At 63.3% G+C, this 22,938-nt stretch carries 19 protein-coding genes and 2 pseudogenes; 16 read left to right on the top strand and 5 right to left on the bottom strand.

The features are described from left to right. Window positions 1-117 precede the first annotated feature (117 nt). Complete coding sequence (locus AIOL_RS02300) at window positions 118-714, top strand: hypothetical protein (RefSeq protein ID WP_049641400.1); 597 nt, start codon at window positions 118-120, stop codon at window positions 712-714. Window positions 715-868: 154 nt separating this feature from the next. Further along, the gene (locus tag AIOL_RS02295) at window positions 869-1,570 is read left to right on the top strand and encodes a hypothetical protein (RefSeq protein ID WP_049641399.1); all 702 of its coding nucleotides are present in this window, start codon (window positions 869-871) and stop codon (window positions 1,568-1,570) included. Between the two features lie 78 nt (window positions 1,571-1,648). On the opposite strand, the gene AIOL_RS02290 is transcribed toward AIOL_RS02295, so the two are convergent. Next, the gene (locus AIOL_RS02290; protein WP_049641398.1) at window positions 1,649-2,641 is read right to left on the bottom strand and encodes a LacI family DNA-binding transcriptional regulator; all 993 of its coding nucleotides are present in this window, start codon (window positions 2,639-2,641) and stop codon (window positions 1,649-1,651) included. Window positions 2,642-2,851: 210 nt separating this feature from the next. Between AIOL_RS02290 and AIOL_RS02285 the strand changes: the two genes are divergently transcribed. The 8 genes from AIOL_RS02285 (at window position 2,852) to AIOL_RS02245 (ending at window position 12,973) form a co-directional block, all read left to right on the top strand. After that, window positions 2,852-4,081, top strand: a complete 1,230-nt coding sequence (locus AIOL_RS02285) for an ABC transporter substrate-binding protein (protein ID WP_049641397.1) — start codon at window positions 2,852-2,854, stop codon at window positions 4,079-4,081. A gap of 472 nt (window positions 4,082-4,553) precedes the next feature. Then, complete coding sequence (locus AIOL_RS25660) at window positions 4,554-5,450, top strand: carbohydrate ABC transporter permease (RefSeq protein WP_049641926.1); 897 nt, start codon at window positions 4,554-4,556, stop codon at window positions 5,448-5,450. Window positions 5,451-5,460: 10 nt separating this feature from the next. Further along, entirely contained in the window at window positions 5,461-6,342 is an 882-nt protein-coding gene (locus AIOL_RS02275; RefSeq protein ID WP_082152387.1) for a carbohydrate ABC transporter permease, read from the top strand. 75 nt (window positions 6,343-6,417) lie between these two features. Next, on the top strand, window positions 6,418-7,485 hold the full coding sequence (locus AIOL_RS02270) for an ABC transporter ATP-binding protein (protein ID WP_049641395.1): 1,068 nt from the start codon (window positions 6,418-6,420) through the stop codon (window positions 7,483-7,485). Window positions 7,486-7,498: 13 nt separating this feature from the next. Then, complete coding sequence (locus AIOL_RS02265; RefSeq protein WP_049641394.1) at window positions 7,499-8,251, top strand: sugar phosphate isomerase/epimerase family protein; 753 nt, start codon at window positions 7,499-7,501, stop codon at window positions 8,249-8,251. Between the two features lie 10 nt (window positions 8,252-8,261). Continuing rightward, a complete protein-coding gene (locus tag AIOL_RS02260) occupies window positions 8,262-9,383 on the top strand; it encodes a Gfo/Idh/MocA family protein (protein WP_049641393.1) in 1,122 nt (373 codons plus the stop codon). A 93-nt stretch (window positions 9,384-9,476) separates the two neighbouring features. Continuing rightward, complete coding sequence (locus AIOL_RS02255; RefSeq protein WP_049641392.1) at window positions 9,477-11,027, top strand: trimethylamine methyltransferase family protein; 1,551 nt, start codon at window positions 9,477-9,479, stop codon at window positions 11,025-11,027. 353 nt (window positions 11,028-11,380) lie between these two features. Next, entirely contained in the window at window positions 11,381-12,973 is a 1,593-nt protein-coding gene (locus AIOL_RS02245) for a glycoside hydrolase family 43 protein (protein ID WP_049641390.1), read from the top strand. 36 nt (window positions 12,974-13,009) lie between these two features. Here AIOL_RS02245 and AIOL_RS02240 read toward each other — a convergent pair whose 3' ends face one another. Then, window positions 13,010-13,843 carry a PaaX family transcriptional regulator gene (locus AIOL_RS02240; RefSeq protein WP_160314390.1) on the bottom strand — a complete coding sequence of 278 codons (834 nt, stop codon included), beginning with the start codon at window positions 13,841-13,843 and terminating at the stop codon, window positions 13,010-13,012. Between the two features lie 61 nt (window positions 13,844-13,904). On the opposite strand from AIOL_RS02240, the gene AIOL_RS23880 reads away from it, so the two are divergent. Continuing rightward, window positions 13,905-14,342, top strand: a complete 438-nt coding sequence (locus AIOL_RS23880) for a PaaI family thioesterase (RefSeq protein ID WP_053101155.1) — start codon at window positions 13,905-13,907, stop codon at window positions 14,340-14,342. A gap of 49 nt (window positions 14,343-14,391) precedes the next feature. Here the strand turns inward: AIOL_RS23880 and paaZ are convergent, their stop codons facing one another. Continuing rightward, a complete protein-coding gene (gene paaZ / locus AIOL_RS02230; RefSeq protein WP_049641388.1) occupies window positions 14,392-16,383 on the bottom strand; it encodes a phenylacetic acid degradation bifunctional protein PaaZ in 1,992 nt (663 codons plus the stop codon). A gap of 117 nt (window positions 16,384-16,500) precedes the next feature. Between paaZ and paaI the strand changes: the two genes are divergently transcribed. The 5 genes and pseudogenes from paaI to AIOL_RS26435 form a co-directional block, all read left to right on the top strand. After that, on the top strand, window positions 16,501-16,938 hold the full coding sequence (paaI, locus tag AIOL_RS02225; protein ID WP_200898728.1) for a hydroxyphenylacetyl-CoA thioesterase PaaI: 438 nt from the start codon (window positions 16,501-16,503) through the stop codon (window positions 16,936-16,938). After that, a complete protein-coding gene (gene paaK / locus AIOL_RS02220; RefSeq protein ID WP_049641386.1) occupies window positions 16,935-18,227 on the top strand; it encodes a phenylacetate--CoA ligase PaaK in 1,293 nt (430 codons plus the stop codon). The genes paaI and paaK overlap by 4 nt, the downstream gene beginning before the upstream one ends. A 215-nt stretch (window positions 18,228-18,442) precedes the next feature. Further along, window positions 18,443-19,018, top strand: coding sequence for a hypothetical protein (locus AIOL_RS25800; RefSeq protein WP_152912314.1), 576 nt, complete (start codon window positions 18,443-18,445; stop codon window positions 19,016-19,018). Window positions 19,019-19,271: 253 nt separating this feature from the next. Beyond that, a pseudogene (locus AIOL_RS24195) lies at window positions 19,272-20,033 on the top strand (hypothetical protein); the annotation flags it as partial. Beyond that, window positions 20,026-20,350, top strand: a pseudogene (locus tag AIOL_RS26435) (transposase); the annotation flags it as partial. The pseudogenes AIOL_RS24195 and AIOL_RS26435, both read left to right, overlap by 8 nt. 463 nt (window positions 20,351-20,813) lie before the next feature. Here the strand turns inward: AIOL_RS26435 and AIOL_RS02205 are convergent. Further along, window positions 20,814-21,707 carry an alpha/beta fold hydrolase gene (locus AIOL_RS02205; RefSeq protein WP_152912313.1) on the bottom strand — a complete coding sequence of 298 codons (894 nt, stop codon included), beginning with the start codon at window positions 21,705-21,707 and terminating at the stop codon, window positions 20,814-20,816. Then, on the bottom strand, window positions 21,704-22,843 hold the full coding sequence (locus tag AIOL_RS02200; protein ID WP_235438835.1) for a cobalamin-independent methionine synthase II family protein: 1,140 nt from the start codon (window positions 22,841-22,843) through the stop codon (window positions 21,704-21,706). Before AIOL_RS02200 ends, AIOL_RS02205 begins: the two co-directional genes overlap by 4 nt. Window positions 22,844-22,938: the final 95 nt, after the last annotated feature.

Raw genomic sequence — 22,938 nt, 5'->3', positions numbered from 1 at the left:
AGTCTTAGGTTAACTGTTTGTTAATGCGTTCCTTTGCGAAAGCGGGCTATGGTCGATACTAGTTCCTGTTCGGTGACCTTAAATATTAAACTGTTGCGATCCGAGCGGACGGGTCACTTGGAGATCGAATACCTCGAGATTCAAAGCCAGGGCATTCGCCACCACGTCGCGTCGTTGAAAACGGACCGCGGTATCGGATCCGTTTTGGCAGAGGATTTTGCGACCTATTTGGCGCAGCGCGTCCAAGAGGTCGCACTTTCGCACTCCATTTTGACAAATGTCGAGGAGTGCTTTCAGAAAGGTTCCCTGACCCTCAAGGGCCTGCATGTGCTGGCCACCAAGTCGCACGAAGGTATTCAGCAATACCGTTTCCGGTTCCTCAGCGTTTCGGGGAACATCCAGAGCCTGCTGCGCGACACGCATTCGCGCACAAGAACCGAACCAAGCGCGATTGCCGTAGACGCGTTAGAGCGCGTGGTCGGCCGCGCCTATGATGTGGCGCGCGTGCAGGAGAATTATTTTAATCTGGCCGAAGCGCCGGCGGTGTTTCAGACCTGCTCGGACGGTATCCTAAGAAGTCGCGACGATCTTTTGTTCCGGCTGGAGCTGTTGGCGCGCGCCGTGACCTCGCCAGGCGCGGCGGCGCTCGGGGAAGAGGTGGATCCTGGCTTCAAGTATTTGGCAGGGCTGCGAAAAACTCAGATCTCCGGATAGCGGTGACGAAGAGCGCCCGTAGCGATGCGAAAGCAAAACGATTTTTTAAGATCGCCTAATATTTTATTCGACCTGCGTACCATCAGTAGGAATTTGTTAACTAGGCTTGTGCAATCATGGACCCCGTTAAATTGTGACCTGTGAGAGCCGAAGGATGAATGTCGAGAAAAACAAACCTGATATGCTGTCAATCCAGCTCAGCCAGGCTCCGGGCGACGCTGGTTTCATTGTGGACTCTGTGGATATCGCGCAACCGAACTTTCGCCACCGTTTGAGCTTTTCGAACCAAAATGGCGTTGACGCGATCCTTAGCCCGAAACTGGCAAAATACGTCCAAAAGCTGCTGGGATCGATCAACAAGGACGCCATGGTTTTCTCGGAACCCGACACGGTTGTCGAGCTTCCTGGGCTGGTGCTTGGGCGCCTCAGGATGCTGGTTCATACCGGGGCCAACCTCGCGCGTCAGGTGATCATTCGCTTCGCCTATTTCATCGGCGGTGTTCAGGCCGCATTCGGCATCGAAACGCATTTCAGCCTGCCATCGGTGAACCACCGCGAGGCGTTGGCGGTCGCGGCATTGCACGACATCTGCATTCCGGTCTTCGACGTGGTCTCTAACGTGCTTGGTGGCTTGTTTGGCGACGACACAGCGCAGCGCTCCGCCCAGGAAAGGCTCTCGCGTTTCACCGAGTTGGAAAGCGAGCTGTTGTTCTATCTGGAGCTGCTGAAGCGCTACATTAAGTCCGCGGGCGAATTTGCGGAACTGCAGCCGCCCCCAAACGTCTTCGCTTTGGCCTCCGCAGGCGGCAGGGCGCATATGCAGACGCCCTTCGCAAATCAAGAGCGGGCTGACTGAGGCAATCGGGTCTGCCGCATTCCACTTCAGAGACTAAGTCAGATTCTTCGCGATCCGCTGTCGCGAAGATATCTGCGCTCAGGTGAACCCTTTGGGCACGTCCAGGGACTGCATTGGCGGCTCAGAGGGTTCGGCGGCTTGTTGCATCGCGGCATTCGCAAGAAACCGGCCCGCCCGCGCGACGTCTTCTCGTACGGTCAGGATGTTTTTGCGGAAATGCGTTAGGAATGGAACGGCCTCTTTGCCCACGATGTCAATGTCTTGCCCGATAACAAGCCCCCGCGCCTCGACCGCGGTCGCGGCCAACATGGCCGCGTTCGGCGCGGCGGTGATAATGCCGTCCAACTTGGGTTGCAGCGCCAATTCCGCGCTCAGCGCCGAGGCTAGCTTGTCGCGCGGGTCATCATTGGACGCCGACAGCAGCCGGTGCACGCTGATCCCGCTTTCTATCGCCGCTTTGCCAGCGCCCTCCCACAGGTGCTGCGCGTAGTTCTGGTTCATCGGGGGCAGGACGCACAAAAGCTGTGAGCGCCCCCTTTTGGCCAGCTCGTGAACCGCAATTTCGGCGAAGCGCGTGTTGTCAAAGTCGAAATAGGCGTGCTCGTCGCTCCAGTCGGTGCGGCCATGGGTGGCGAAGGGGAAGTTCTGCTTGAGCAGATAAGCGACCCGCGGATCCTTCGGCGTGGTCTGGTTGAAGATCACCGCGTCGGCCGAGCGCGTCTCGACGATGTAGCGGATCGCATCCATCGGGTCCTCATACGAGAAATAGGGCGTAACGATCAGATGATAGGGCGAATCGCGCAGCTCGCCCGCCATCGATGAGATCAGCCGCGCGGTGTGGTTCATCATGTCGTGGTCGGTGGACATCACCAGCGAGATCACGTTGGTCTTGCCGGTGCGCAGCCGCACGCCCGCCCGGTCCGGGCGATAGCCGATCTCGGCGGCGACCTGGCGGACCTTGCGCTTGGTCTCTTCGCCGATATCGGGCGCGTCCGCCAAGGCGCGCGACACCGTGGCCACCGCCAAGCCGGTCAGCTTTGCGATGGTCTTTTGCGTTGGCCGCTTTGCCATGTCGGCTCCGCGATTGTCGTGGGATGTAACTGGCATCGTCCCATCTCGCGGTCGTGGGGCACAGCATTTCGCGTCGCCGCCCCGTTGCGTTCCAATTCATTTCGAATCACATTCTTTCAGGCAATTTCACAGAATTCTAGATTGAAATTGGAATCTAAATCGTTTTAGCTCGATTCTATAACGTTATAGATCTCTATGGGAGGAGAAATTATGAAGGCCCTAAAATCTTTTGTGAGTGCCGCGGCGATCTGTGCCGCGGGCGCGGTTTCGGCCGCCGAACTTGAGGTCACGCATTGGTGGACCTCGGGCGGAGAGGCCGCCGCTGTGGCCGAGTTCGCAAAGGCCTTTGATGCCACGGAACATACTTGGGTTGACGGGGCCATCGCTGGCTCTGGCGGCGTTGCCCGCCCGATCATCATCAGCCGCATCATCGGCGGCGAGCCGATGGGCGCCACCCAGCTGAACCACGGCCGCCAGGCCGAGGAGCTGGTCGAGGCGGGCCTGATGCTTGACCTGACCGACATCGCCGAGGCCGAGGGCTGGCGCGACATCGTGAACCCGGTCCGCCTGCTGGACGCCTGCACCCTGGATGGCCGCGTCTACTGCGTGCCGGTCAATATCCACTCGCCGCAATGGCTGTGGCTGAGCCACGAGGCCTTTGCAAAGGCCGGCGTCGACGTGCCCAGCGACTGGTTCGAGTTCGTAGACGCCGCACCCAAGCTGAAAGAAGTGGGCGTTGTGCCGCTGGCAATGGGCCAGCAGGCTTGGCAGACAGAACTGGCCTTCAATGCGATTATGGTCGCTGTTGGCGGAACAGAGCTGTACCTGGACGTGCTTTCAAACAAGAACGCCGATACCGCAGCCAGCGCTGAGATGACCAAGGTGTTCGAGGCTTACGACGCCGCGCGCCGGCTGTCCGAGGGATCGAACGTCAATGACTGGAACCAGGCCACCAACCTGGTGATCACCGGCCAAGCGGGTGGTCAGATCCACGGGGATTGGGCGCAAGGCGAATTCCAGGTGGCCGAGCAGGTCGCAGGCGAGGACTATACCTGCCTCCCCGGCCTTGGCGTTAACGAGGTCATCGCCACCGGCGGCGACGCGTTCTACTTCCCGCTGAACGATGACCCCGATATCGAAGAAGCGCAGAGGGAGATGGCGTCTTTGCTGATCTCCAAAGAGGTTCAGGTCGCATTTAATCTCAAGAAGGGTTCGCTGCCGATCCGCGGCGATATCGACCTTTCGGCGGCCAATGACTGCATGAAAAAAGGCCTAAAGATCCTGGCCGATGGCAATGTACTGCCCGACAGCGTGAACACGCTTAGCGCGGATACGCGGAACCAAATCGAGTCGCTGATGACCGAGTTCTGGAACGACAAGTCTGTCACCGTCGAGGCGGTTCAGGCGGCTTACGTCGATATCATGGCAAGCGCCGACTAGTTGGCGCGTGCATGCGCCGCCGGTCCCATTGCGGATCGGCGGCGCTTTCTGAATCTTGAGGGGTGGGTTTGAGATGCGAGAGCTGGCCGAACGCGGCTATCTTTGGTGCATAGCACTGGCCTTTGTCGCCTTCGTTCTGGTGACAATCGGCTTGGACTATGCGGTGCTGGTCACGGCGCCTTGGGTGCTTCTCGCGCTCGCTGGCATCGCCGCGGTGCTGTTGATCGTAGAGGCGCGCGGGGTGGCCTTGGCGGCCAACCGCTTCAAATGGTACGCGATTGGCTGGGTCGTTGCGGCGGTGGTCGCGATGGGGCTATGGGCGCTGGCGCAGAAGGATGTGCAGGCGGCCTGGCCCGCGCTGAAGTCCTTCCGCAAGATGTGGAACGTGTTCGAGCCCTTCGCGCTCTTCGCCGCCGCGCTGTTCGTTCTGATCGCCATCGGCATTCTGGCCATCGGCACGCTGGACAAGGGCATGCACCAGCCCGGCCGGCTAGAGCGCACCTTTGCCGTGAACATGTCCGCCAAGGTCGCCGCCGTGCCCATGGCCTTCACCGCCATCGGGGTCTTTGTGATCTCGACCGGCTGGACGATCTATCACAGCTTCACCAACTCCAAGCTGCTGCCCAAGAGCCAGTTCATCGGCCTCGACCAATACGAGCGCCTCTGGAGCACCAACCGCTGGCTGGTCTCGATCGAGAATCTGGCGATCTATGGCATCTGCATGCTGATTTTCTCGCTGGTCATCGGGTTCGTCCTGGCCGCGCTGATGGACCAGAAGATCCGGTTCGAGAGCGTCTTTCGCACCATCTTTCTCTACCCCTTCGCGCTCAGCTTCATCGTGACCGGGCTGGTCTGGCAGTGGCTGCTGACGCCGGAGTTCGGCGTGCAGAAGATCGTGCGCGATCTGGGGTTCGAGAACTTCACCTTCGACCCGCTCTTTAACGCCGATTGGGTGATCTATGGGATCCTCTTTGCCGCGCTCTGGCAGGGCACCGGCTTTGTGATGGTGCTGATGCTGGCGGGACTGCGCGGCATCGACCAAGAGATCTGGAAGGCCGCGCGGGTGGACGGCATCCCGATGTGGAAGACCTATATCTTCATCGTCATCCCGATGATGCGGCCCGTGTTCGTGACCGCGCTGGTGATCATCGCGGCGGGGATCATCAAGGTCTACGACCTGGTGGTGGCGCAGACCTCGGGCGGGCCGGGCATCGCGTCCGAGGTGCCCGCGAAATACGTCTATGACCTGATGTTCGGCGGCCAGAACTTGGGCCAGGGCTTTGCGGCGTCAACGATGATGCTGGTGAGCGTGCTGGTGGTGCTGATCCCCTGGGCCTATCTCGAATTCGGAGGGCGCAAGCGTGGTTGATGCAGCCATCATGGACGGCCCCCGCGGGCCGAAGCCAAAGAAGACGCTGAGCCGTCGCAACATCATGCTGTACGGCACGCTGATCGTGATCGCGGTCTACTACCTGATCCCGCTTTACGTGATGGTGATGACCTCGCTGAAGGGCATGCCCGAGATCCGCCTGGGCAACATCTTTGCCCCGCCGGTCGAGATCACCTTCGAGCCCTGGGTGAAGGCCTGGTGGGAGGCCTGCACGGGTCTGAACTGCGACGGGCTCTCCCGGGGCTTCTGGAACTCGGTGCAGATCACGGTGCCCTCGGTGCTGGTCTCGATCGCGATTGCGAGCGTGAACGGCTACGCCCTGGCGAATTGGCGCTTTAAGGGCGCGAACCTGTTCTTCACGATCCTGATCTTCGGCGCCTTCATCCCCTATCAGGTGATGATCTACCCGCTGGTGATCATGCTGCGCGAGATGGGGCTTTATACCAAGCTCTTCGGGCTGGTGATCGTGCACTCGATCTTCGGGATGCCGATCCTGACCTTGCTGTTCCGCAACTACTTCACCTCGATCCCCGAGGAGCTCTTTAAGGCGGCCCGCGTCGACGGGGCGGGGTTCTGGGGGATCTACTTCCGCATCATGCTGCCGATGTCGCTGCCGATCTTCGTGGTGGCGGTGATCCTGCAGGTGACGGGGATCTGGAACGACTTCCTGTTCGGGGTGATCTACACCAAGCCCGATAACTACCCGATGACGGTGCAGCTCAATAACATCGTGAACTCGGTGCAGGGGGTGAAGGAATATAACGTCAACATGGCCGCAACGATCCTGACGGGGTTGGTGCCGCTTACAATCTACTTCGTCTCGGGCCGATTATTCGTCCGGGGCATTGCGGCGGGGGCCGTCAAGGGGTGAGCGAATGACCAAGCGCAACGTGAGCAAAGACAGGCTGATCGCGGGTCGCAGACCCGCCGCCCCTGGAGAAGCAGAATGAGCGTGTCCATCAGACATCTGGACCTGAATTTTGGTCCCGTGGAGGTCCTCAAGGACCTCAATATCGAGATCCACGAGGGCGAGTTCCTGGTGCTGCTCGGCGCGTCCGGTTGCGGCAAGTCCACCCTGCTGAACTGCATCGCGGGGCTCTTGGAGGTCAGCGACGGGCAGATCTTTATCTCGGGCAAGAATGTCACCTGGGAGGAGCCCTCCAAACGGGGCATCGGCATGGTGTTCCAGTCCTACGCGCTTTACCCGCAGATGACCGTGCGCGGGAACCTGGAGTTCGGGCTCAAGAACGCCAAGGTCCCCAAGGAGGAGCGCGACCGCCGGGTCGCCCGCGCCGCCGAGATCCTGCAGATCGAGCCGCTCTTGGCGCGCAAGCCCGCCGCCCTGTCCGGCGGCCAGCGCCAACGTGTCGCCATTGGCCGCGCCTTGGTGCGCGACGTGGACGTGTTCCTCTTTGACGAGCCGCTGTCCAACCTCGATGCCAAGCTGCGCGCCGATCTGCGGGTGGAGCTCAAAAAGCTGCACCATGCGCTCGACAACACCATGATCTACGTCACCCATGACCAGGTTGAGGCGATGACGCTTGCCGACCGCATCGCGATCATGAAGGACGGGCTGATCCAGCAGCTGGGCAGCCCGAACGAGATCTACAACGCGCCGGTGAACAAATACGTGGCGGATTTCATCGGCTCTCCGTCGATGAACTTCCTGGAGGGCGTGGTCGAGGGCACAGCCTTCCGCACCGGCGACACGGTCATTGATCTTAGCACCTACGGTTTCACCGCCGAGGCCAGCGGCCCCGCCTGGATCGGCATCCGCCCCGAGCACGTTCTCACCGGCGGTTTCTCGGATGTCTCCGGCCTGACCGCCGAGGTCACCGTGTCCATCGTCGAGCCCATGGGGGCCGACACGCTCGTCTGGACGCAGCTTGCGGGCACCGATTTCCGGTTCCTCGTCGACGGGCAAATGGAGGTGAAAGAGGGCGATAGGATGCAAATTGGCATCGACGCCTCGCGCGCCTCTCTTTTCGACAAATCTTCTGAAAACCGCATCTAGGGCTTGCAATCACATGACCGAATTTTCCTATCAGCTTTATTCTTCGCGCAATTTTGGGCCCTGGGCGGCCACCTATGCCATGCTGGCCAAGGCCGGCTACACGATGGTCGAGGGGTTCGGCGGCGTCTACGAGGACGCCGGCGCGACCAAGGCCGCATTGGACGCGGCAGGCCTGACCATGCCGTCGGGGCATTTCTTCCCGGCGGGCGCGTTTGAGGACGGGCTGGAAGATAGTCTCGCCACGGCGAAGGCGTTGGGCATGAAGCGCGTGTTCTGCCCCGCGCCAGAGGACGACCTGCGCGATAACGGGACGTCCGAGGATTGGAAAGCGCTCGCGCACCGGCTTGAGGCCGCCGCGCCCAAGCTCCGCGACGCGGGTCTCGATTTCGGCTGGCACAACCACCATTGGGAGTTCATGCCGCTGCCAGATGGCTCCATCGCGATGGAGATCCTGCTGCAAGAGGCCCCCAGCATCGACTGGGAGATGGACGTGGCCTGGGTGGTCAAGGGCGGCGGCGATCCTCTGGCCTGGATGGAGCGCTACGCAGATCGCATCACCACCGCGCATATCAAGGACATCGCCGCGGATGGCGAATGCGAGGACGAGGACGGCTGGGCCGATGTCGGCCACGGCACGATGGACTGGGCGGGTCTGACGACCGCGCTGCGAAAGACGCGCTGCGATCTGTTCATCATGGAGCATGACAATCCCAGCGACCACGCGCGCTTTGCCGAGCGTTCGATTGCGTCCACGAATACGTATTAGAGGCTAGAACATGACCAAACTTGGCGTCGGCATCATCGGATGCGGCAATATTTCATCGGCTTATCTGCGGCTCGCGCCGATGTTCCGCGATATCGAGGTTCGCGGCGTGGCGGACATCAACCTGCAGGCGGCCGAGGCGCAGGGCGCGGCGTTTGGGGTCACGGCCTATGATGTGAACGGGCTGCTGGGTGCCGATGACATCGACATCGTCGTCAACCTGACCATCCCGGCGGCGCATTTCGAGGTGACCCGCCAGATCCTGCAGGCGGGCAAGCACGCCTATTCTGAGAAGCCCCTGGTGCTGACCCTGGAGGAGGGCGAGGAGCTGCGCGCTCTGGCCGCCGAGAAAGGCCTGCGCGTGGGGTCCGCGCCGGACACGTTCCTGGGCGGCACGCATCAGCAGGCCCGCGCCATGATCGATGATGGCGGGGTGGGGCGCGTCGTGGCCGGCACTTGCCACGTGATGAGCCATGGCATCGAGATGTGGCACCCCAACCCCGATTTCTTCTTTCAGCCGGGCGCGGGGCCGATGTTGGATATCGGGCCCTATTATGTGACGAACCTGATCCAACTGCTCGGTCCGGTAAAGCGCGTGGCTGCGCTGGCCTCGGCCGCGACGCCGACGCGCACCATCACCTCCGAGCCGCGCAATGGCGAGGTCATTCCGGTGGACACGCCCACGAATATCCACGCGCTGCTGGAGTTCGAGCAGGGGGCGACCATAACGCTGTCGACCTCCTGGGACGTCTGGGCGCATCGGCACGCGAATATGGAGCTTTATGGCACCGAGGGTAGCCTATTCGTGCCGGATCCGAACTTCTTTGGGGGCGATCTGGAGGTCGCGGGCACCGATGGCGAGATCCGCGGTGTGGAGGCCTGGGACCACCCGTTCGGGCGCGTGAACGAGGATCGCGGCACCGCGAATTACCGCACCGCCGGGCTTGCGGATATGGCGCAGGGCATCCTCCAGGGCCGGGCGCATCGCTGCTCGCTAGAGCTGGCAATCCACGCGGTGGACGTGATGACCTCGGTCTTGCGCTCTGGCGAGGAGGGCGCGTTTGTCAATCTGTCGACGACCTGTGAACGCCCCGAGGCATTGGGGCCAGGGGCGGCCGCAAATCTGCTAGCCTGATTGCGGCGTGGGGTGTCGGTATCCTTGTAGCGTCCCTAGCTTGCCGTCAGGCAGCCTTCGGCTCATGTTGAAAGTATACAAGGAGTATACAATATGAGTGTGGATGCAGTTGGCACAGAGCGGCGCGGACGGCGCGCGCGCAAGGCGATCCGACAGGCGCGCGACATCACGATGCTGCCCAGCCTGCACCGGCGGATCCCGCTGACCGAGCTTATGGACGGCGCGCAGGTCGAGCGCATCGACGCGGCTTCAATGCGCATCCTAGAGGATGTCGGCGTGGTGTTCCGCGACGAGATCGCGCTGGAGGATTGGCGCCGGGCGGGGGCCGATGTGCGCGGCGAGACGGTGCATCTGGATCGCGGCCTGGTGCGCGAGCTGATCGCCACGATCCCGGCGCAGTATACGATCCATGCGCGCAACCCGGACAAGAGCCTGCCCTTCGGCGGCGACCGCTCGATCTTCGTGCCGATGACCGGCGCGCCCTATCTGCGCGACCTCGACGATGTGCGCCGCGCGCCGACGCTGGACGACCTGGCGAATTTCCACAAGCTCAGCCATATGCTGCCCGCGCTGCACTCCAGCGCGCATCACATTGTCGAGCCGATGGACCACCCGATCAGCCACCGGCATCTGCGCATCACCTATTCCTCGATGAGGCATTCCGACAAGACCTTCATGGGGATGACCACCTCGCCCAAGAACGCCGAGGACGTGATGGAGATGTGCGCCATCCTCTTTGGAGAGGACTTCCTGGAGGATCACGCGGTCTGCACCGGTAATTGCAACGGCAACTCGCCCCTGGTGTGGGACGAGACGATGCTGGGCGCGATGCGCGCCTTTGCGCGGCGCAAGCAGCCGGTGCTGTGCTCGCCCTTCGTGCTGGGCGGGGCCAACACGCCGGCCAGCGTGGCGCCGACCGTGGCGCAGTTGAACGCCGAGGCGCTCAGCGCGCTGGCCTATACCCAGGTGGTGCGCAAGGGGGCGCCGGCGATCTACGGACACTACCTGTCGACCGTCTCGATGAAGTCCGGCGCGCCGATGGCGGGCACCCCAGAGATCAGCCTGATGAACTACATGATCGGGCAGATGGCGCGGTATTATGGCGTGCCGTGGCGGTCGTCGAACACGCTGGGTGGGGCCAAGACCTTTGACGCGCAGGCGGGGTATGAAAGCGCCACAACGCTGATGAGCGTGCTGCATGCGGGCTGCAACTATGTCTGGCATTCGGCGGGCTGGAACGAGGCGGGCATGCATTGCTCGGTGGCCAAGTTCGTGGTGGATGCCGAGCAATGCGCCATGGGCTACCGCATGGCCGAGGGCGTGCGCTGGGACGACTTTGACGAGGCGCTTACGGCGGTTAAGGATATCGGCCCCGGCGGGCATTACCTTGGCCATCCGCATACGCTCGAGAACTTCCAGCGGGCGTTCTTTATGCCCGAGCTGTTTGACAATAACGCGATCGAGCAATGGGCGGCGGAGGGCTCTGTCGAGATCACCGAGCGCGCGCTGGCCTATGCCAAGGCGCTGCTAAAGGACTATGAGCAACCAATGCTGGACCCCGGTGTGGACGAGGCGCTGCTGGACTATATTGCGCGGCGCGAGCGCGAGATTCCGGCCGCCGAGGCGTTGAATCAGGATCACTAGGGACAGGCTATGGGGGAAATTTACCGTTTGTTAACCGCGTGGGTTGCCCCCTCCCTACCGCCCTTTATAGTTGGGCGATTCGGTGAAGAATTGCTGAATGCTGGTCGATTTTTCTCGCGTGACGTTCCGGCCCGAATGGGCCTAGCGTGAGGTTCACGGGCATAAAGCCCCTGGTCACAGGGGCGGCTGGCGGCCTCCAGCCAATGCGCCGCACCGGCGCGCCCGTGAGCATGGCCCGGCCGATCCAATGGCGCGGCTCCGTCGGGGCCGCCCGGACGCCTGGGCAGGTCTGGACAATCGACGGCGGGCGCATGGCACAGCCAAGCCTTCCCTAATAGACTGGAGTAAGAAACTTGATCCGCAACCCGATCCTACCGGGCTTCAATCCCGACCCGTCCATCTGCCGCGTGGGCGAGGATTACTACATCGCCACATCGACCTTCGAGTGGTACCCCGGCGTGCAGATCCACCACTCCCGCGACCTGGTGAACTGGACGCTGGTCGCCCGCCCGCTGAACCGGGCGACCCAGCTGGACATGCGCGGCAACCCTGACAGCGGCGGCGTCTGGGCGCCCTGCCTCAGCCACGCGGACGGCAAGTTCTGGCTGGTCTTCACGGATATGAAGCGGATCGATGTCAGCTTTAAGGACAGCCATAATTACATCGTGACCTGCGAGACGATTGACGGGGAGTGGTCCGACCCGTGGTATGTGAACTCCTCCGGCTTCGACCCCTCGCTCTTCCACGACGAGGACGGGCGCAAGTGGTTCATGAACATGCGCTGGAACCACCGCGGGCCCGGCACGGGCGGCAACGCCGCGCATGCGGCCTTCGATGGCATCCTGCTGCAGGAATGGTCGCCCGAGGCGGGGCTCTTTGGCCCGATCACGAACATCTATGACGGCAGCCCGCGCGGGCTAACCGAGGCGCCGCATATCTTCAAACGCAATGGCTGGTACTACCTGACCGTGGCCGAGGGCGGCACCGGTTACGGGCACGCGGTGACCATGGCGCGCGCCAAAGAGATCACCGGACCCTACGAGACCCAGCCCGATGGCCACCTGCTCTGCGCCGCGGACGCCCCGGACCATGCGATCCAGCGCACCGGGCATGGGCAATATGTCGAGACGCCCGACGGTCAGGCCTACCACACCTTCCTGATGGGGCGGCCCCTGCCGGGGCGGTTCTGCCCCTTGGGGCGCGAGACCGGGATCGAGCGCTGCGTCTGGGGCGAGGATGATTGGCTCTATCTGGAACAGGGCGGGATGCTCGCGCGCGAGGCGCTGCCGGGTCTGGCCGATGCGGAGCCCGCGCCAACGGTGGCGTCAGAGCACGACTTCCGCGACGGCCTGCCGCCTGAGTTCCAGTGGCTGCGCACCCCCTATCCGGACCGCCTGTTCACGACCGGCCCCGAGGGGCTGACCCTCTTTGGGCGCGAGAGCTTGGGCAGCCCCTTCGAGCAGTCGCTGCTCGCGCGCCGCCAAGAGCACTTGGTCTATTCTGTCGAGACGCGCCTGCATTCCGCGCCCGAGACCTACCAGCACGCCGCGGGGCTGACCGCCTATTATAACGCGCATAAGTTCCATGCCTTGGCGCTGTCCTGCGAGGCCGATGGCGGGCGGGCGCTCACGATCCTGTCCTGCGCCGGTGATTGGCCGGACGGCGCGGTGACGCGTTACCCCGAGGCGCCGGTGGCGGTGCCGGATGGGCCCGTCGAGCTGCGCGTCGCGGTGGATCACGCCGAGCTTCAGTTCTTCTGGCGCGTGCCCGGCGGCGACTGGCAGCCCATTGGCCCGGTCCTGTCGAACGCCATATTGTCGGACGAGGGCGGGCGCGGCGCGCATGCCAGCTTTACCGGCTGCTTTGTCGGGATGTTCGCGTTTGATCTGACCGGCGGGGGCGCCTCGGCGGTGTTCGACCGGTTCGTATACGCGCCCAAGCCGTAAAGCCCTAATGCCCCAAAGCCCTAGCGCCCAAAGACCCTAGCAGGCCAGCGCCGCCGTCCCCGAACCAATCTCGTTGTCTAGCCAGGGGTCGGCGAGCGCCGAGAGGCGCTTGTGCTCTTGCAGCACCAGCGCGCGGCAGGCCTCGCCGCGCCAGGTTGCGGGCAGCAGCTCTGCGGGCAGGTCGGCATGGCGCAACAAGACGCGGCGCCATTGGTGGATCATAATGACGCGCAGCGCGGCGGCCTCGTCGCCCTGGGTGACTTTGGTGCGGCTGAGGCGCTCCAGCATGCGCTCAAGCTGCTGGTACTCTATCTGTAGATGCGGCGGCCCAAGCGTCTCGCGCACCCAGTTGGGGACCTGCGCCAGGGGGGCGTCAAGGTTCAGCGCCTGGTCGTCCTTGGGCGCCGGGGTGCCGGCGGGCGCGATGAAGCAGGTGGGCGAGACGGCAAGATAGCCCGCGTCGCTGTATCTCTTCTTGGCCTCGCCGCGCTGCTTTTCCGGCATGGGCGGCAGGATGGCGAGCTGCCACGGCCCCGCAAGCGCGGGCGCCTCCGCGTAGATCCGCTGCGTGGCGGGAAGGAACTCGGCCCGGCCCTCCTTGGAGAGCTTGTAATAGCTCTGCCGGCCCTGCTTGTCGCGCGAGATCCAGCCGTCCTTGACCAGCCGGTGGATCGCCACGCGCATCGCCTCGGGTTTGAACCGCAGCCGGTCCAGGATGGTCTGCAGCGTCATCGCGCTGACCTGCCCGCCGCGGGCGGCCACCGCGTCGCCGAAGATGGTGATCAGCACGGACCAGACCCGCATCTCGCCCAGCGCGGCCAGCGCGGCGATCATCTCAACGGGCGAGGTGGGGGGCGTTTTTGCGGCCATCCTTAGGTTATAGACATGTCCGGGCCGCTGCGCCACAACAGAGCAAGCAAAAGGGTGGCACATGACAGAGCAGAGCCTGGCGGCGAAAGAGGCAATGGCGCAGGTGGATTACACCTTCGCGCCCTGGGTGGCCGATCTCGGCCTGACGCTGGTGGAGACCGGCCGTGCCGGGGCTGATCTGGTGTTCCCGGGGCACCCGTCGGTAGAGCTGCGCGGCGGGCCCGGCGCGGGGGTGATCTGCGGCCAGGCGATCGCGGCGCTGGCGGATACGGCCTGCGTTTATGCGCTGACCGGCGCGAACGGGCGGTTCCGCAACTGCACCACGACGGATATGTCAGTGCGCTTCGCGCGGCCCCTGCCGGGCGGCGCGGTGCGCATCCGGGTGGACCTGGAAAGCAACGGGCGCAAGCTGGCGGTCTGCCGGGTGACCTTCATGGCGGAGGGCAGCCCAAAGACGGCGGCCCTGGCGACGGCCACGTTTATGTATTTGGAGGAGTAGCGCGCCGCGCCTCGCGACGCGGGCCCGCAAGGGCGCAAGGAGCCGCCCTTTAGTAGCTGTTCATCGTCAAGAGTTCATACTCCGCGCAGATCTCGCCGTCCTGGTTGGTCAGCGTCACGTGCCAGCGCACCTCGCCATATTCCTCGTTGCGGCCGGTCTTGCGCTTCACCGTAAGGCGGGCCTTAATGGCGTCCCCGGGCGAGACGGGGCTCATGAAGCGCAGGTTGTCCAGCCCGGTATTGGCCAGCACGGGGCCGGGATCGGGGTCCACAAAAAGCCCCGCCGCGAAGCTCAACAGCAGGTAACCATGCGCCACGCGCCCCGGGAAGAACGGGTTCGCCGCCGCGGCCTCCTCGTCCATATGCCCATAGAAGGTGTCGCCGGTGAAATGCGCGAAATGCTCGATATCCTCCAGCGTGACCACCCGCGGGGCGGTGTGGATCGTCTCGCCGATCTGAAGCGTGTCAAAGGCGCGCCGGAAGGGGTGCTCGCCCGCGTCGATCTCCTGCGCGCCGGGCACCCAGTCGCCCGCAACGGCGGTTAGGATGTCGGGCGAGCCCTGCACGGCGGTGCGCTGCATGTAATGCATCACGCCGCGGATGCCGCCCTGCTCCTCGCCGCCGCCGGCGCGCCCCGGCCCGCCATGCACCATATGGGGCAGGGGGGAGCCATGCCCGGTGGCCTCCTTGGCGCTGTCGCGGTTGTTGAAGTAGAGCCGCCCGTGGTGGCTGGCGGTCTCGATGGCCAGGTGCCGCGCGGCGTCCGGGTCGCGGGTGAAGACCGACGCCACCAGAGAGCCCTCGCCGCGATTGGCCAGCTCTGCGGCGTGGTCCAGGTCGCGATAGCCCATGACGGTGCTGACGGGGCCGAAGGCCTCGACGGCGTGCACCTGCTGGGCCGCGTCGGGGTCGGCGCAGTGGAAGAGCCGCGGCGCCACGAAGCCCTCCGGAGCGCTGCCGTCAAAGACCAGCGCGGCCTCTGTTGCGATGATCGCTGCCTTGGCCGCGACGTCGTCGCGCTGGGACGCCGACACAATCGCGCCCATCTGAGTGTCCGAGGATCGCGGATCGCCGATCCGCACCCCCGCAAGCCGCGCCGACAGGGCCTCGATCACCGGCGCGGGGTCCGGCACGATCAGCCGCCGCATCGCGGTGCATTTCTGCCCCGCCTTCACGGTGATCTCGCGCGTGGCCTCCTTGATGAAGATGTCGAATTCCGGGCTGCCCGGCGCGGCGTCGGGCCCGAGGATGGCGGCGTTCAGGCTGTCCTGCTCGGCGATGAAGGGGACAGAGCCCGCCAGGATCGACGGGGTGGCCTTGAGCATCGCGGCGGTCTGCGCCGAGCCGGTGAAGCTGACCACGTCCTGCCCGCCAAGCCGGTCCAGCAGGTCGCCGGTGCCGCCGCAGATCAGCTGCAGCGCGCCCTCCGGCAGCAGGCCGCTTTCCAACATCATCCGCACCGCCAGCTCGGTGACATAGCAGGTCGCGGTGGCGGGTTTCACGATGCAGGGCATGCCCGCAAGCAGGGCCGGGGCGAGCTTCTCCATCATCCCCCAGACGGGGAAGTTGAAGGCGTTGATATGCACGGCCACGCCGCGCTTGGGCACGGCGATGTGGCGGCCCAGGAAGGTGCCGCTGCGCGACAGCTGCTCTACGGGGCCGTCCAGATAGACCTGCGCGTCCGGCATCTCGCGCCGCCCCTTGGAGGCGAAGACGAACGTGGCGCCGATGCCGCCGTCGATGTCGATCAGATGGTCCTTCTGCGTGGCGCCGGTGTTGAAGGACAGGTCGTAAAGCGGGTCCTTGCGCTCCGACAGGTACATCGCCAGGGCCTTGAGCATGCGGGCGCGGTCGTGGAAGGTCAGGGCGCGCAGCGCCGGCCCGCCGACATTGCGCGCGTGGTCGAGCATGGCGCCCATGTCCAGGGCGGCCCCGGCCTCGGCCATCACGGCGCCGGTGACGGCGTGCTCGATGGGGCGCGCGCCCGCGTCGGGCGCGACCCATGCCCCGGCTGCAAAGCTTTTGATCTTTTGGACACCCATTTGACACTCTCCTCGGTATGATCACACTGGACCTGGACGTGCTGTTGTGTAACAGATGTCCCCAACAATCGGCAACTCTTGTAACGCGTCAAAGGCGATGTTGAGCAGAATATGACACTGACCCCCAAGGATCGAGCCACGCGCGCCGCCGCGGCGATGTGGGCCAGCGATGAGGCCTCCAAATGGGTGGGCATGACGCTCCAGGAGGTCTCGCCGGGCCAGGCGGTGACCCAGATGACCGTCCAGGCGCACCACACCAACGGGCATAAGATCTGCCACGGCGGGGTGATCTTCACGCTGGCCGACAGCGCCTTTGCCTTCGCCTGCAACAGCTACAACCAGCTGGCCGTGGCGCAGCACAACACGATCAGCTTCGTCGCACCAGGGCAGCTGGGCGACGTGCTGACCGCCACCGCGCGCGAGACCAGCCGTACGGGCCGCAGCGGCATCTATGACGTGCGCGTGACGCGCCAGGACGGCTCGGTCGTGGCCGAGATGCGCGGCTGCTCGCGCACCGTCAAGGGACAGCACTTCCCCGAGGAGGACGAGTCATGAAGGACCTAACACCCAACCGCGCCAGCCTGGACCCGATCGAGATCGCCAGCCGCGACGAGATCGCCGCGCTGCAGCTAAAGCGCCTGCGCTGGTCGCTCGGCCACGCCTACGCCAACGTGCCGCATTACAGGGCCAGCTTTGACGCCGCCGGGGTGCATCCGGACGACCTGCAGACGCTGGCGGACATCGCCAAGTTCCCCTTCACCGTGAAGGAGGACCTGCGCCAGAACTACCCGTTCGGGATGTTCGCGGTGCCGCAGGACCAGATCGCGCGGGTGCATGCCTCCTCGGGCACCACGGGCAAGCCCACCGTGGTGGGCTATACCGGCCAGGACGTGAAGAACTGGGGGCACCTGGTGGCCCGCTCGATGCGCGCCAGCGGCACCAGGCCCGGCGACATGGTGCATATCTCTTATGGCTACGGGCTGTTCACCGGCGGGCTGGGGGCGCATTACGGGGCCGAGGCGCTGGGCTGCGCCGTGGTGCCGGTCTCGGGCGGGATGACCCCGCGCCAGGTGACGCTGATCGAGGACTTCAAGCCGACCACGATCATGGTCACGCCCAGCTACATGCTCAACATCCTAGAGGAGTACAAGCGGCAGGGCCTGGACCCCCGCGCGTCCTCGCTGCAGGTGGGCATCTTCGGCGCCGAGCCCTGGACCAACGCGATGCGCGCCGAGGTCGAGGAGGCCTTTGATATGCACGCGGTGGACATCTATGGGCTCAGCGAGATCATGGGGCCGGGCGTGGCGAATGAATGCGTCGAGACCAAGGACGGGCTGCATATCTGGGAGGACTTCTTCCTGCCCGAGGTGATCGACCCAGAGACCGGCGCGGTGCTGCCTGACGGCGAACTGGGAGAGCTGGTGTTCACCACGCTCACCAAGGAGGGCATGCCGATCATCCGCTACCGCACGCGGGACCTCACGCGGCTCCTGCCGGGCACGGCGCGCACGATGCGGCGGATGGAGAAGGTCACCGGGCGGTCGGATGATATGATCATCCTGCGCGGGGTGAATGTGTTTCCGACCCAGATCGAGGAATGCCTGCTGGCCACGCCCGGCCTCGCGCCGTATTTCCAGATCGAGCTGTTCAAGGACGGTCCGATGGACGCGATGCGGGTGCATTGCGAGCCCCTGGCGGCAGGGGACGCCGCACCGCTGGCCGCCGCGCTGGGGCAGCGCATCAAGGACGTGGTAGGCATCTCGGCGCAGGTGGTGCTGAGCGACCCCGGCGGGGTGGAACGCAGCCAGGGCAAGGCCCGCCGCGTGGTGGACAACCGAGGCTGACCCGCTCCCGGCCCCCCGCACCCGAGGGGCCCTCACGAAACCGGCCGTCACCAAGCCCGCACAGAGAAGGACTGCTCAGAGCCCAAATTGCATGTTTTCTGTGCCGCAGCTAAGGTCTCTTTTTGGGAAGAGACGGGGAAGGACCTTCTCATCCAAACATTGAAGCATTCCCAATATAAACCTCGGAGTTAGATATTTTGACACACCTCATCAGAATGAAAATTCGATTGAGGATTTTTCTGTCCTGTTCGCTCCTCTTGGTGTGCGCCACTACGTTCGCAGATGTCACAGGAATCGATCAAGGCTACCTATTTGTCGGAACGCCGTACTCGAGATCGAACGGGCATATTGTTCAAAGCAGAACTACTTTTAGAATATTGGCCGCAGGAGAAAACCGAGTTAGTGGCGACGTTTCTCATCGAGAGGAAATGGGTAGCTTTGATATCGTATTCTCAATAGACTGCGAAGAACACAGGCTTGAAGCTCACGCCGACGTTAACGCAGGGTTCGTCCCACATAGCGCCTTCTCTTTCCGAGCATTTCCCGAGTGGATGGAAGTACGGTTTCCTGACGGTGAAGTTGGGTCTATTGGAGCAGACTTTGCGGCACCGCCAGCACAAAAAACTGCTTCAGAGAGATTTCAGAACTATCTTGATGCCAACGAGCCAAATGGCCCCGCCGAACCTATGATCGAGGGGCTTACGAACCAAGTAATTAGTCGGCATCCCAGTAGGTTGCGTTTTATTGTGGAAAGTATGCTCGCAAAAAGCTGCAACCCCGGCGCAGGTTAACTGGACGCCTCTCTAAGTGAGAGCGGCCATTGGCCGAAGCTTACCGAATGTCCAATTTGTCCGCAGATCACCAGTTCGCTGTCGGTTCGATTTCGCGAGCGCAGCGAAAGCCCGGTTTGACGGGCCGCAGCGCGCTGACGGCGGCTCGTGGCAAATGGCCGGCATGGGCCGCTCCTGAAGGTGGCGCACCAGCGTGGCACGCCGGATGCTGAATACTTTTCGGCAAAGATCGGAGGCAGGTATGTCGGGATAAATCAAGGGCGCGGATCGCAGTCAGGCGACGCTTTTTTCAGACCGGCTGGAGGATTGGATCGGTGAGGATATTCTGGTCCGTGTTATCGACCTTTTCGTGGGTGAGATTGACCTTGCGGGGTTGGGATTTGGGCGCACGGTTCCGGCAACGACGGGTCGGTTAGCCCCGGATCATAAACGATCGCCGACTTTCGTCGTGATAACGGCCCCGCCATTCGGCAAACTTGTGCACAACTCGTCCAAATGTGTCGGCGGGTTGGCGTTCTGAAAGGGGATTGCGTCGCCATTGACGGTTCCAAGTTTAAGGCTGACAACAACCGAGATAAGAACTTCACCAAAGGCAAGATCGCCAGCCGTACAGGCCATCTGATCGTCGCGCATAACGTCATCAACGCAGGACATGACCGCGACCAACTCTCGCCGATGGCCAAGGGGGCGAAGGTCGCACAAGGTCGCGACGAGATGAGTGCGGTCGCTACCCGCTCGGGACATTGTTTCGCAATACCCTGCCCGCTGCCCGGCAACACATCTGAAGGATGTGTGAGAGGGGGCAATGGATAAAGGCTATTTCAGCGGCCGCGAAATCCTGGCCTGTCACGAGGATGGCATCACCACGACCCTCCCCCGGCCTGAGACCTCGGACAATCGCAAGAAGGGCATGTATGTGAAGGCCGACTTTGCCTATGACACAGAGACGGATGTCTATCGCAGCCCGGCAGGCGAGGCGCTGACACACCGGTACACGACCGAAGAAGGCGGCCTGGCTCGGACTGACGCCTCTCAACAAATCCAGCGGCGTTAAGGAACGTCTAGGAAAGATCACCAAGCAGTGTGATCGCTTTATTCGCAAGCTTTTGGTCATAGGTATGACATCGCGCGCGGTCATGGCGAAACGTTCACCGGAGAAAGTCGATCTCTGGACAGCCAAGATCATTGCCGAAAAACCGTTCCGGCTGGCAACAGTCGCCATGGCAAACAAGGCAGCCCGGGTTCGGCATTTCTCTCGAACCAATGGCGGTCAATGTCTCACTCTAGGCGATGCTCACAAAGAAACAGGAATACCGGCAGCCAGCGTTCTAACCACGCCAGCTGCAAACGAGATGCGAGACGTTGAAACCATGATGCGGAATTAGGTCAACCAAGAGCAAGGGCACTCCGGCCATGGCAGCGGCCCTCTAACGTCGATAAGCCGATTGGAACCTCGCTCGCGGAATTCATCCACTGCCCGGTAGGGCATTGCGCAGCAATGTCCCGAGAGGGAAGGCCAGTTGAGGCAATGCCAAAACATAATCAGGCCGGACAGACGACAGTACTGACGAACTAACCGCAGAAATTGCCAGAAAACATCTGCAATGCAGTAGCCACCCACAGACGACATTGCTTGTCGATCTTGGATTCTGCACGTGCAGCCTGCTTTTCAGCCATTCATGCTGACCGCAGAAAATAGGAAAGGTTCAACTCACAGATCGCGGGACTTTGCGGATGTTCATCGTTACGTGGCTAGTGTCGGGTTTCACCAGCCGGGCCAGTCTCCCCCAAGTCCCTAGCGCTGCAAAACTGCGGAGAGCACATCGTCGGAGTTGTGGTCCGACATCAATAGGTGGCAACTGCCTGCCCCGAACTCTCCGGGGCCAAGTAGTCTGGCCCCGACAAGGCCTGCGAACTGGGACCAAGCCCGCAACCGTGCCTCCCAAAAGGGATCGCAGTCGAGAAAGTCGCCGACCGCCAAGGTGAACGGCGTGCCATTTAGGTCTTCTGGGGTCTTGGGTACGCCGGACGGTTCCAGGGCGATGACGCGGGCGATGTTTTCAGAGTTGGACGCCAAAGCGTCGAAGGTCACCTCGCCCCCCTGGCTGTGGCAGATCACAATCGCGGGGCCTGTACGCTCTAGGACGGCCAAGAGCGCCTCTGTTTGCAGCTGGGTCGTTGTCAGCCAGCGCGGCACGAAACGTTGCGCGAGCGTTTCAAAGTGATCGACCGGGAAGCGCTGTCCTTTGAACGGCGTTCTGCTGGCAAACCCGTCGCGGGGGCCGATGCGGAACAGGGTCCAGGCCTCTTGGAGGCTGCGCAAGAGCGGCTCGCCCTGCCAATGGCCCGGCGCGAAACCGGCGCGCCCGCGCTCAACCGCGTCGACCACATGCACCTCGTAGCCGCGCTTCAGCAGCAGCTGCAGCCAGCCGGGGCGGCCATCCGGAGTTGTCTCCCAGCAGCTGCCCGACATGCCGCCGCCATGCACCAGGACCACGGGCGGTTCATCGTTTCGCGCCTCTGGGACGAAATATTGCACATAGGCATGTTCGACCGCGAAATCCCCGCGCGGGTCGACCTGGTAGCTGACGGACCGGGTGAAGTTGATCTCGCGCGGCGCGCCCTCGCTCACATGCGCAATTCGGCCCCCGGCGGTATACGATCCGAAGTCGGTTAGGTTGTAACTCACCAAAGCGCCTCGGAGGCCAGGGCCGCGCCCTGCGAGAGCGCGCGCAGCTTGGACCAGACCACGGTTGGCGCCACGGGATTGTTCGGCCCCGCGAAGGTGGCAAAGCCGCAATCGGTCGAGGCGATCACCCGCTCGCGCCCCACCGCGTCGGCCCATTTCTCGATGCGCTGCGCCACAAGGCGGTGGTTCTCGACAAAGTTCGTCGTCGTGTCGATCACGCCGGGCAACAGCACCTTCTCGTCGGGCAGGCCCAGGGTCTTGAGGTCCTCGTATTCATGGGCATGGGCCGGGTTCGCGCCCTCGATCAGCAGGCCAGCTGGCCGGGCCTGCATCACCACCGGGTGCAGGCTGGCAAAGGCGATGTCATGGGTATGCGGCCCCTCGTAATTCCCCCAGCAGATATGCATGCGCATCCGGTCCGGCGCGATATTGCGGGTGGCGTGGTTCAGGGCCTCGACATTGCGTGCGGCGATCTTCAGGAACGCCGCCTCGTCAAGGTCCTGGTACTGGTTGTGCCGGGCCGAGCCCAGATCCGGCGCGTCGATCTGCAGGATGAACCCGGCCTGGGTGATCGCCTCGTATTCCGGGCGCAGCGCCTCGGACAGGGCCTCGATATAGGCATCCTCAGAGGCGTAATGCATGTTCGGCACGAATTTGGTCAGCACGCCGGGCGAGGCGGAGTTCATGAACGCCTCTTGCACGCCCAGGGCCTCGCAGACCGCGGTGAGATTGTCCAAGTCCCGCTGCAGCGGCGCCATGTCGCCATAGCTCACCGGCCCAATCGCGGCGGGCGGGGCCATGCGGTCGAACCAGCTCAGCCCCACCGTCTTCGACGCCATCAGCTCTACCAGGTCGGGATGCTCCATCAGGTCGGCATGCTGCGCGGTCTTGGGGCGTTCCTTCTCGGGCGGGACCGGGCCCACGCCGTTCAGCCGGTCTTGGATGTAGAGCGTGTAAGAGGTCTTGGAGTTCTCGCCGTCATTGACGATGTCGACGCCCGCCGCGCGTTGCGCCTCGACGATGTCGCAGATCGCCTGCGTGATCCGGTCCTCCAGCTCCGCGGCGTCTATTTTGCCGCCTGTTTCCGCCGCCTCCAGCATCTGCAACAGGTCCGGCGGACGGGGCAAAGAGCCCACGTGAGAGGTCAATATTCTATCCTGGCTGAGCCGCATGGGGCCGCCTCCGCATAGGTTGGAGGCCCCGGATCAGGTCCGGGGCCGGGGTTGCGTTT

Source organism: Candidatus Rhodobacter oscarellae, assembly GCF_001078595.1.
GTDB classification, from domain to species: Bacteria; Pseudomonadota; Alphaproteobacteria; order Rhodobacterales; family Rhodobacteraceae; genus Rhodobacter_B; species Rhodobacter_B oscarellae.
The sequence above is the reverse complement of the archived record's forward strand: the minus strand, read 5'-3'. Positions and strand labels throughout refer to the sequence as shown.

Coding starts and splice junctions, on each gene's coding strand:
- AIOL_RS02275 (WP_082152387.1), top strand. CDS start 5,461: ATGGACGGCCCCCGCGGGCCGAAGCCAAAGAAGACGCTGAGCCGTCGC.
- AIOL_RS02240 (WP_160314390.1), bottom strand. CDS start 13,843: ATGGCCGCAAAAACGCCCCCCACCTCGCCCGTTGAGATGATCGCCGCG.
- paaK (WP_049641386.1), top strand. CDS start 16,935: ATGAAGGACCTAACACCCAACCGCGCCAGCCTGGACCCGATCGAGATC.
- AIOL_RS02270 (WP_049641395.1), top strand. CDS start 6,418: ATGAGCGTGTCCATCAGACATCTGGACCTGAATTTTGGTCCCGTGGAG.
- AIOL_RS02255 (WP_049641392.1), top strand. CDS start 9,477: ATGAGTGTGGATGCAGTTGGCACAGAGCGGCGCGGACGGCGCGCGCGC.
- AIOL_RS23880 (WP_053101155.1), top strand. CDS start 13,905: ATGACAGAGCAGAGCCTGGCGGCGAAAGAGGCAATGGCGCAGGTGGAT.
- AIOL_RS02265 (WP_049641394.1), top strand. CDS start 7,499: ATGACCGAATTTTCCTATCAGCTTTATTCTTCGCGCAATTTTGGGCCC.
- AIOL_RS02260 (WP_049641393.1), top strand. CDS start 8,262: ATGACCAAACTTGGCGTCGGCATCATCGGATGCGGCAATATTTCATCG.
- AIOL_RS25660 (WP_049641926.1), top strand. CDS start 4,554: ATGCACCAGCCCGGCCGGCTAGAGCGCACCTTTGCCGTGAACATGTCC.
- paaZ (WP_049641388.1), bottom strand. CDS start 16,383: ATGGGTGTCCAAAAGATCAAAAGCTTTGCAGCCGGGGCATGGGTCGCG.
- AIOL_RS02285 (WP_049641397.1), top strand. CDS start 2,852: ATGAAGGCCCTAAAATCTTTTGTGAGTGCCGCGGCGATCTGTGCCGCG.
- AIOL_RS02295 (WP_049641399.1), top strand. CDS start 869: ATGAATGTCGAGAAAAACAAACCTGATATGCTGTCAATCCAGCTCAGC.
- AIOL_RS25800 (WP_152912314.1), top strand. CDS start 18,443: ATGAAAATTCGATTGAGGATTTTTCTGTCCTGTTCGCTCCTCTTGGTG.
- AIOL_RS02290 (WP_049641398.1), bottom strand. CDS start 2,641: ATGGCAAAGCGGCCAACGCAAAAGACCATCGCAAAGCTGACCGGCTTG.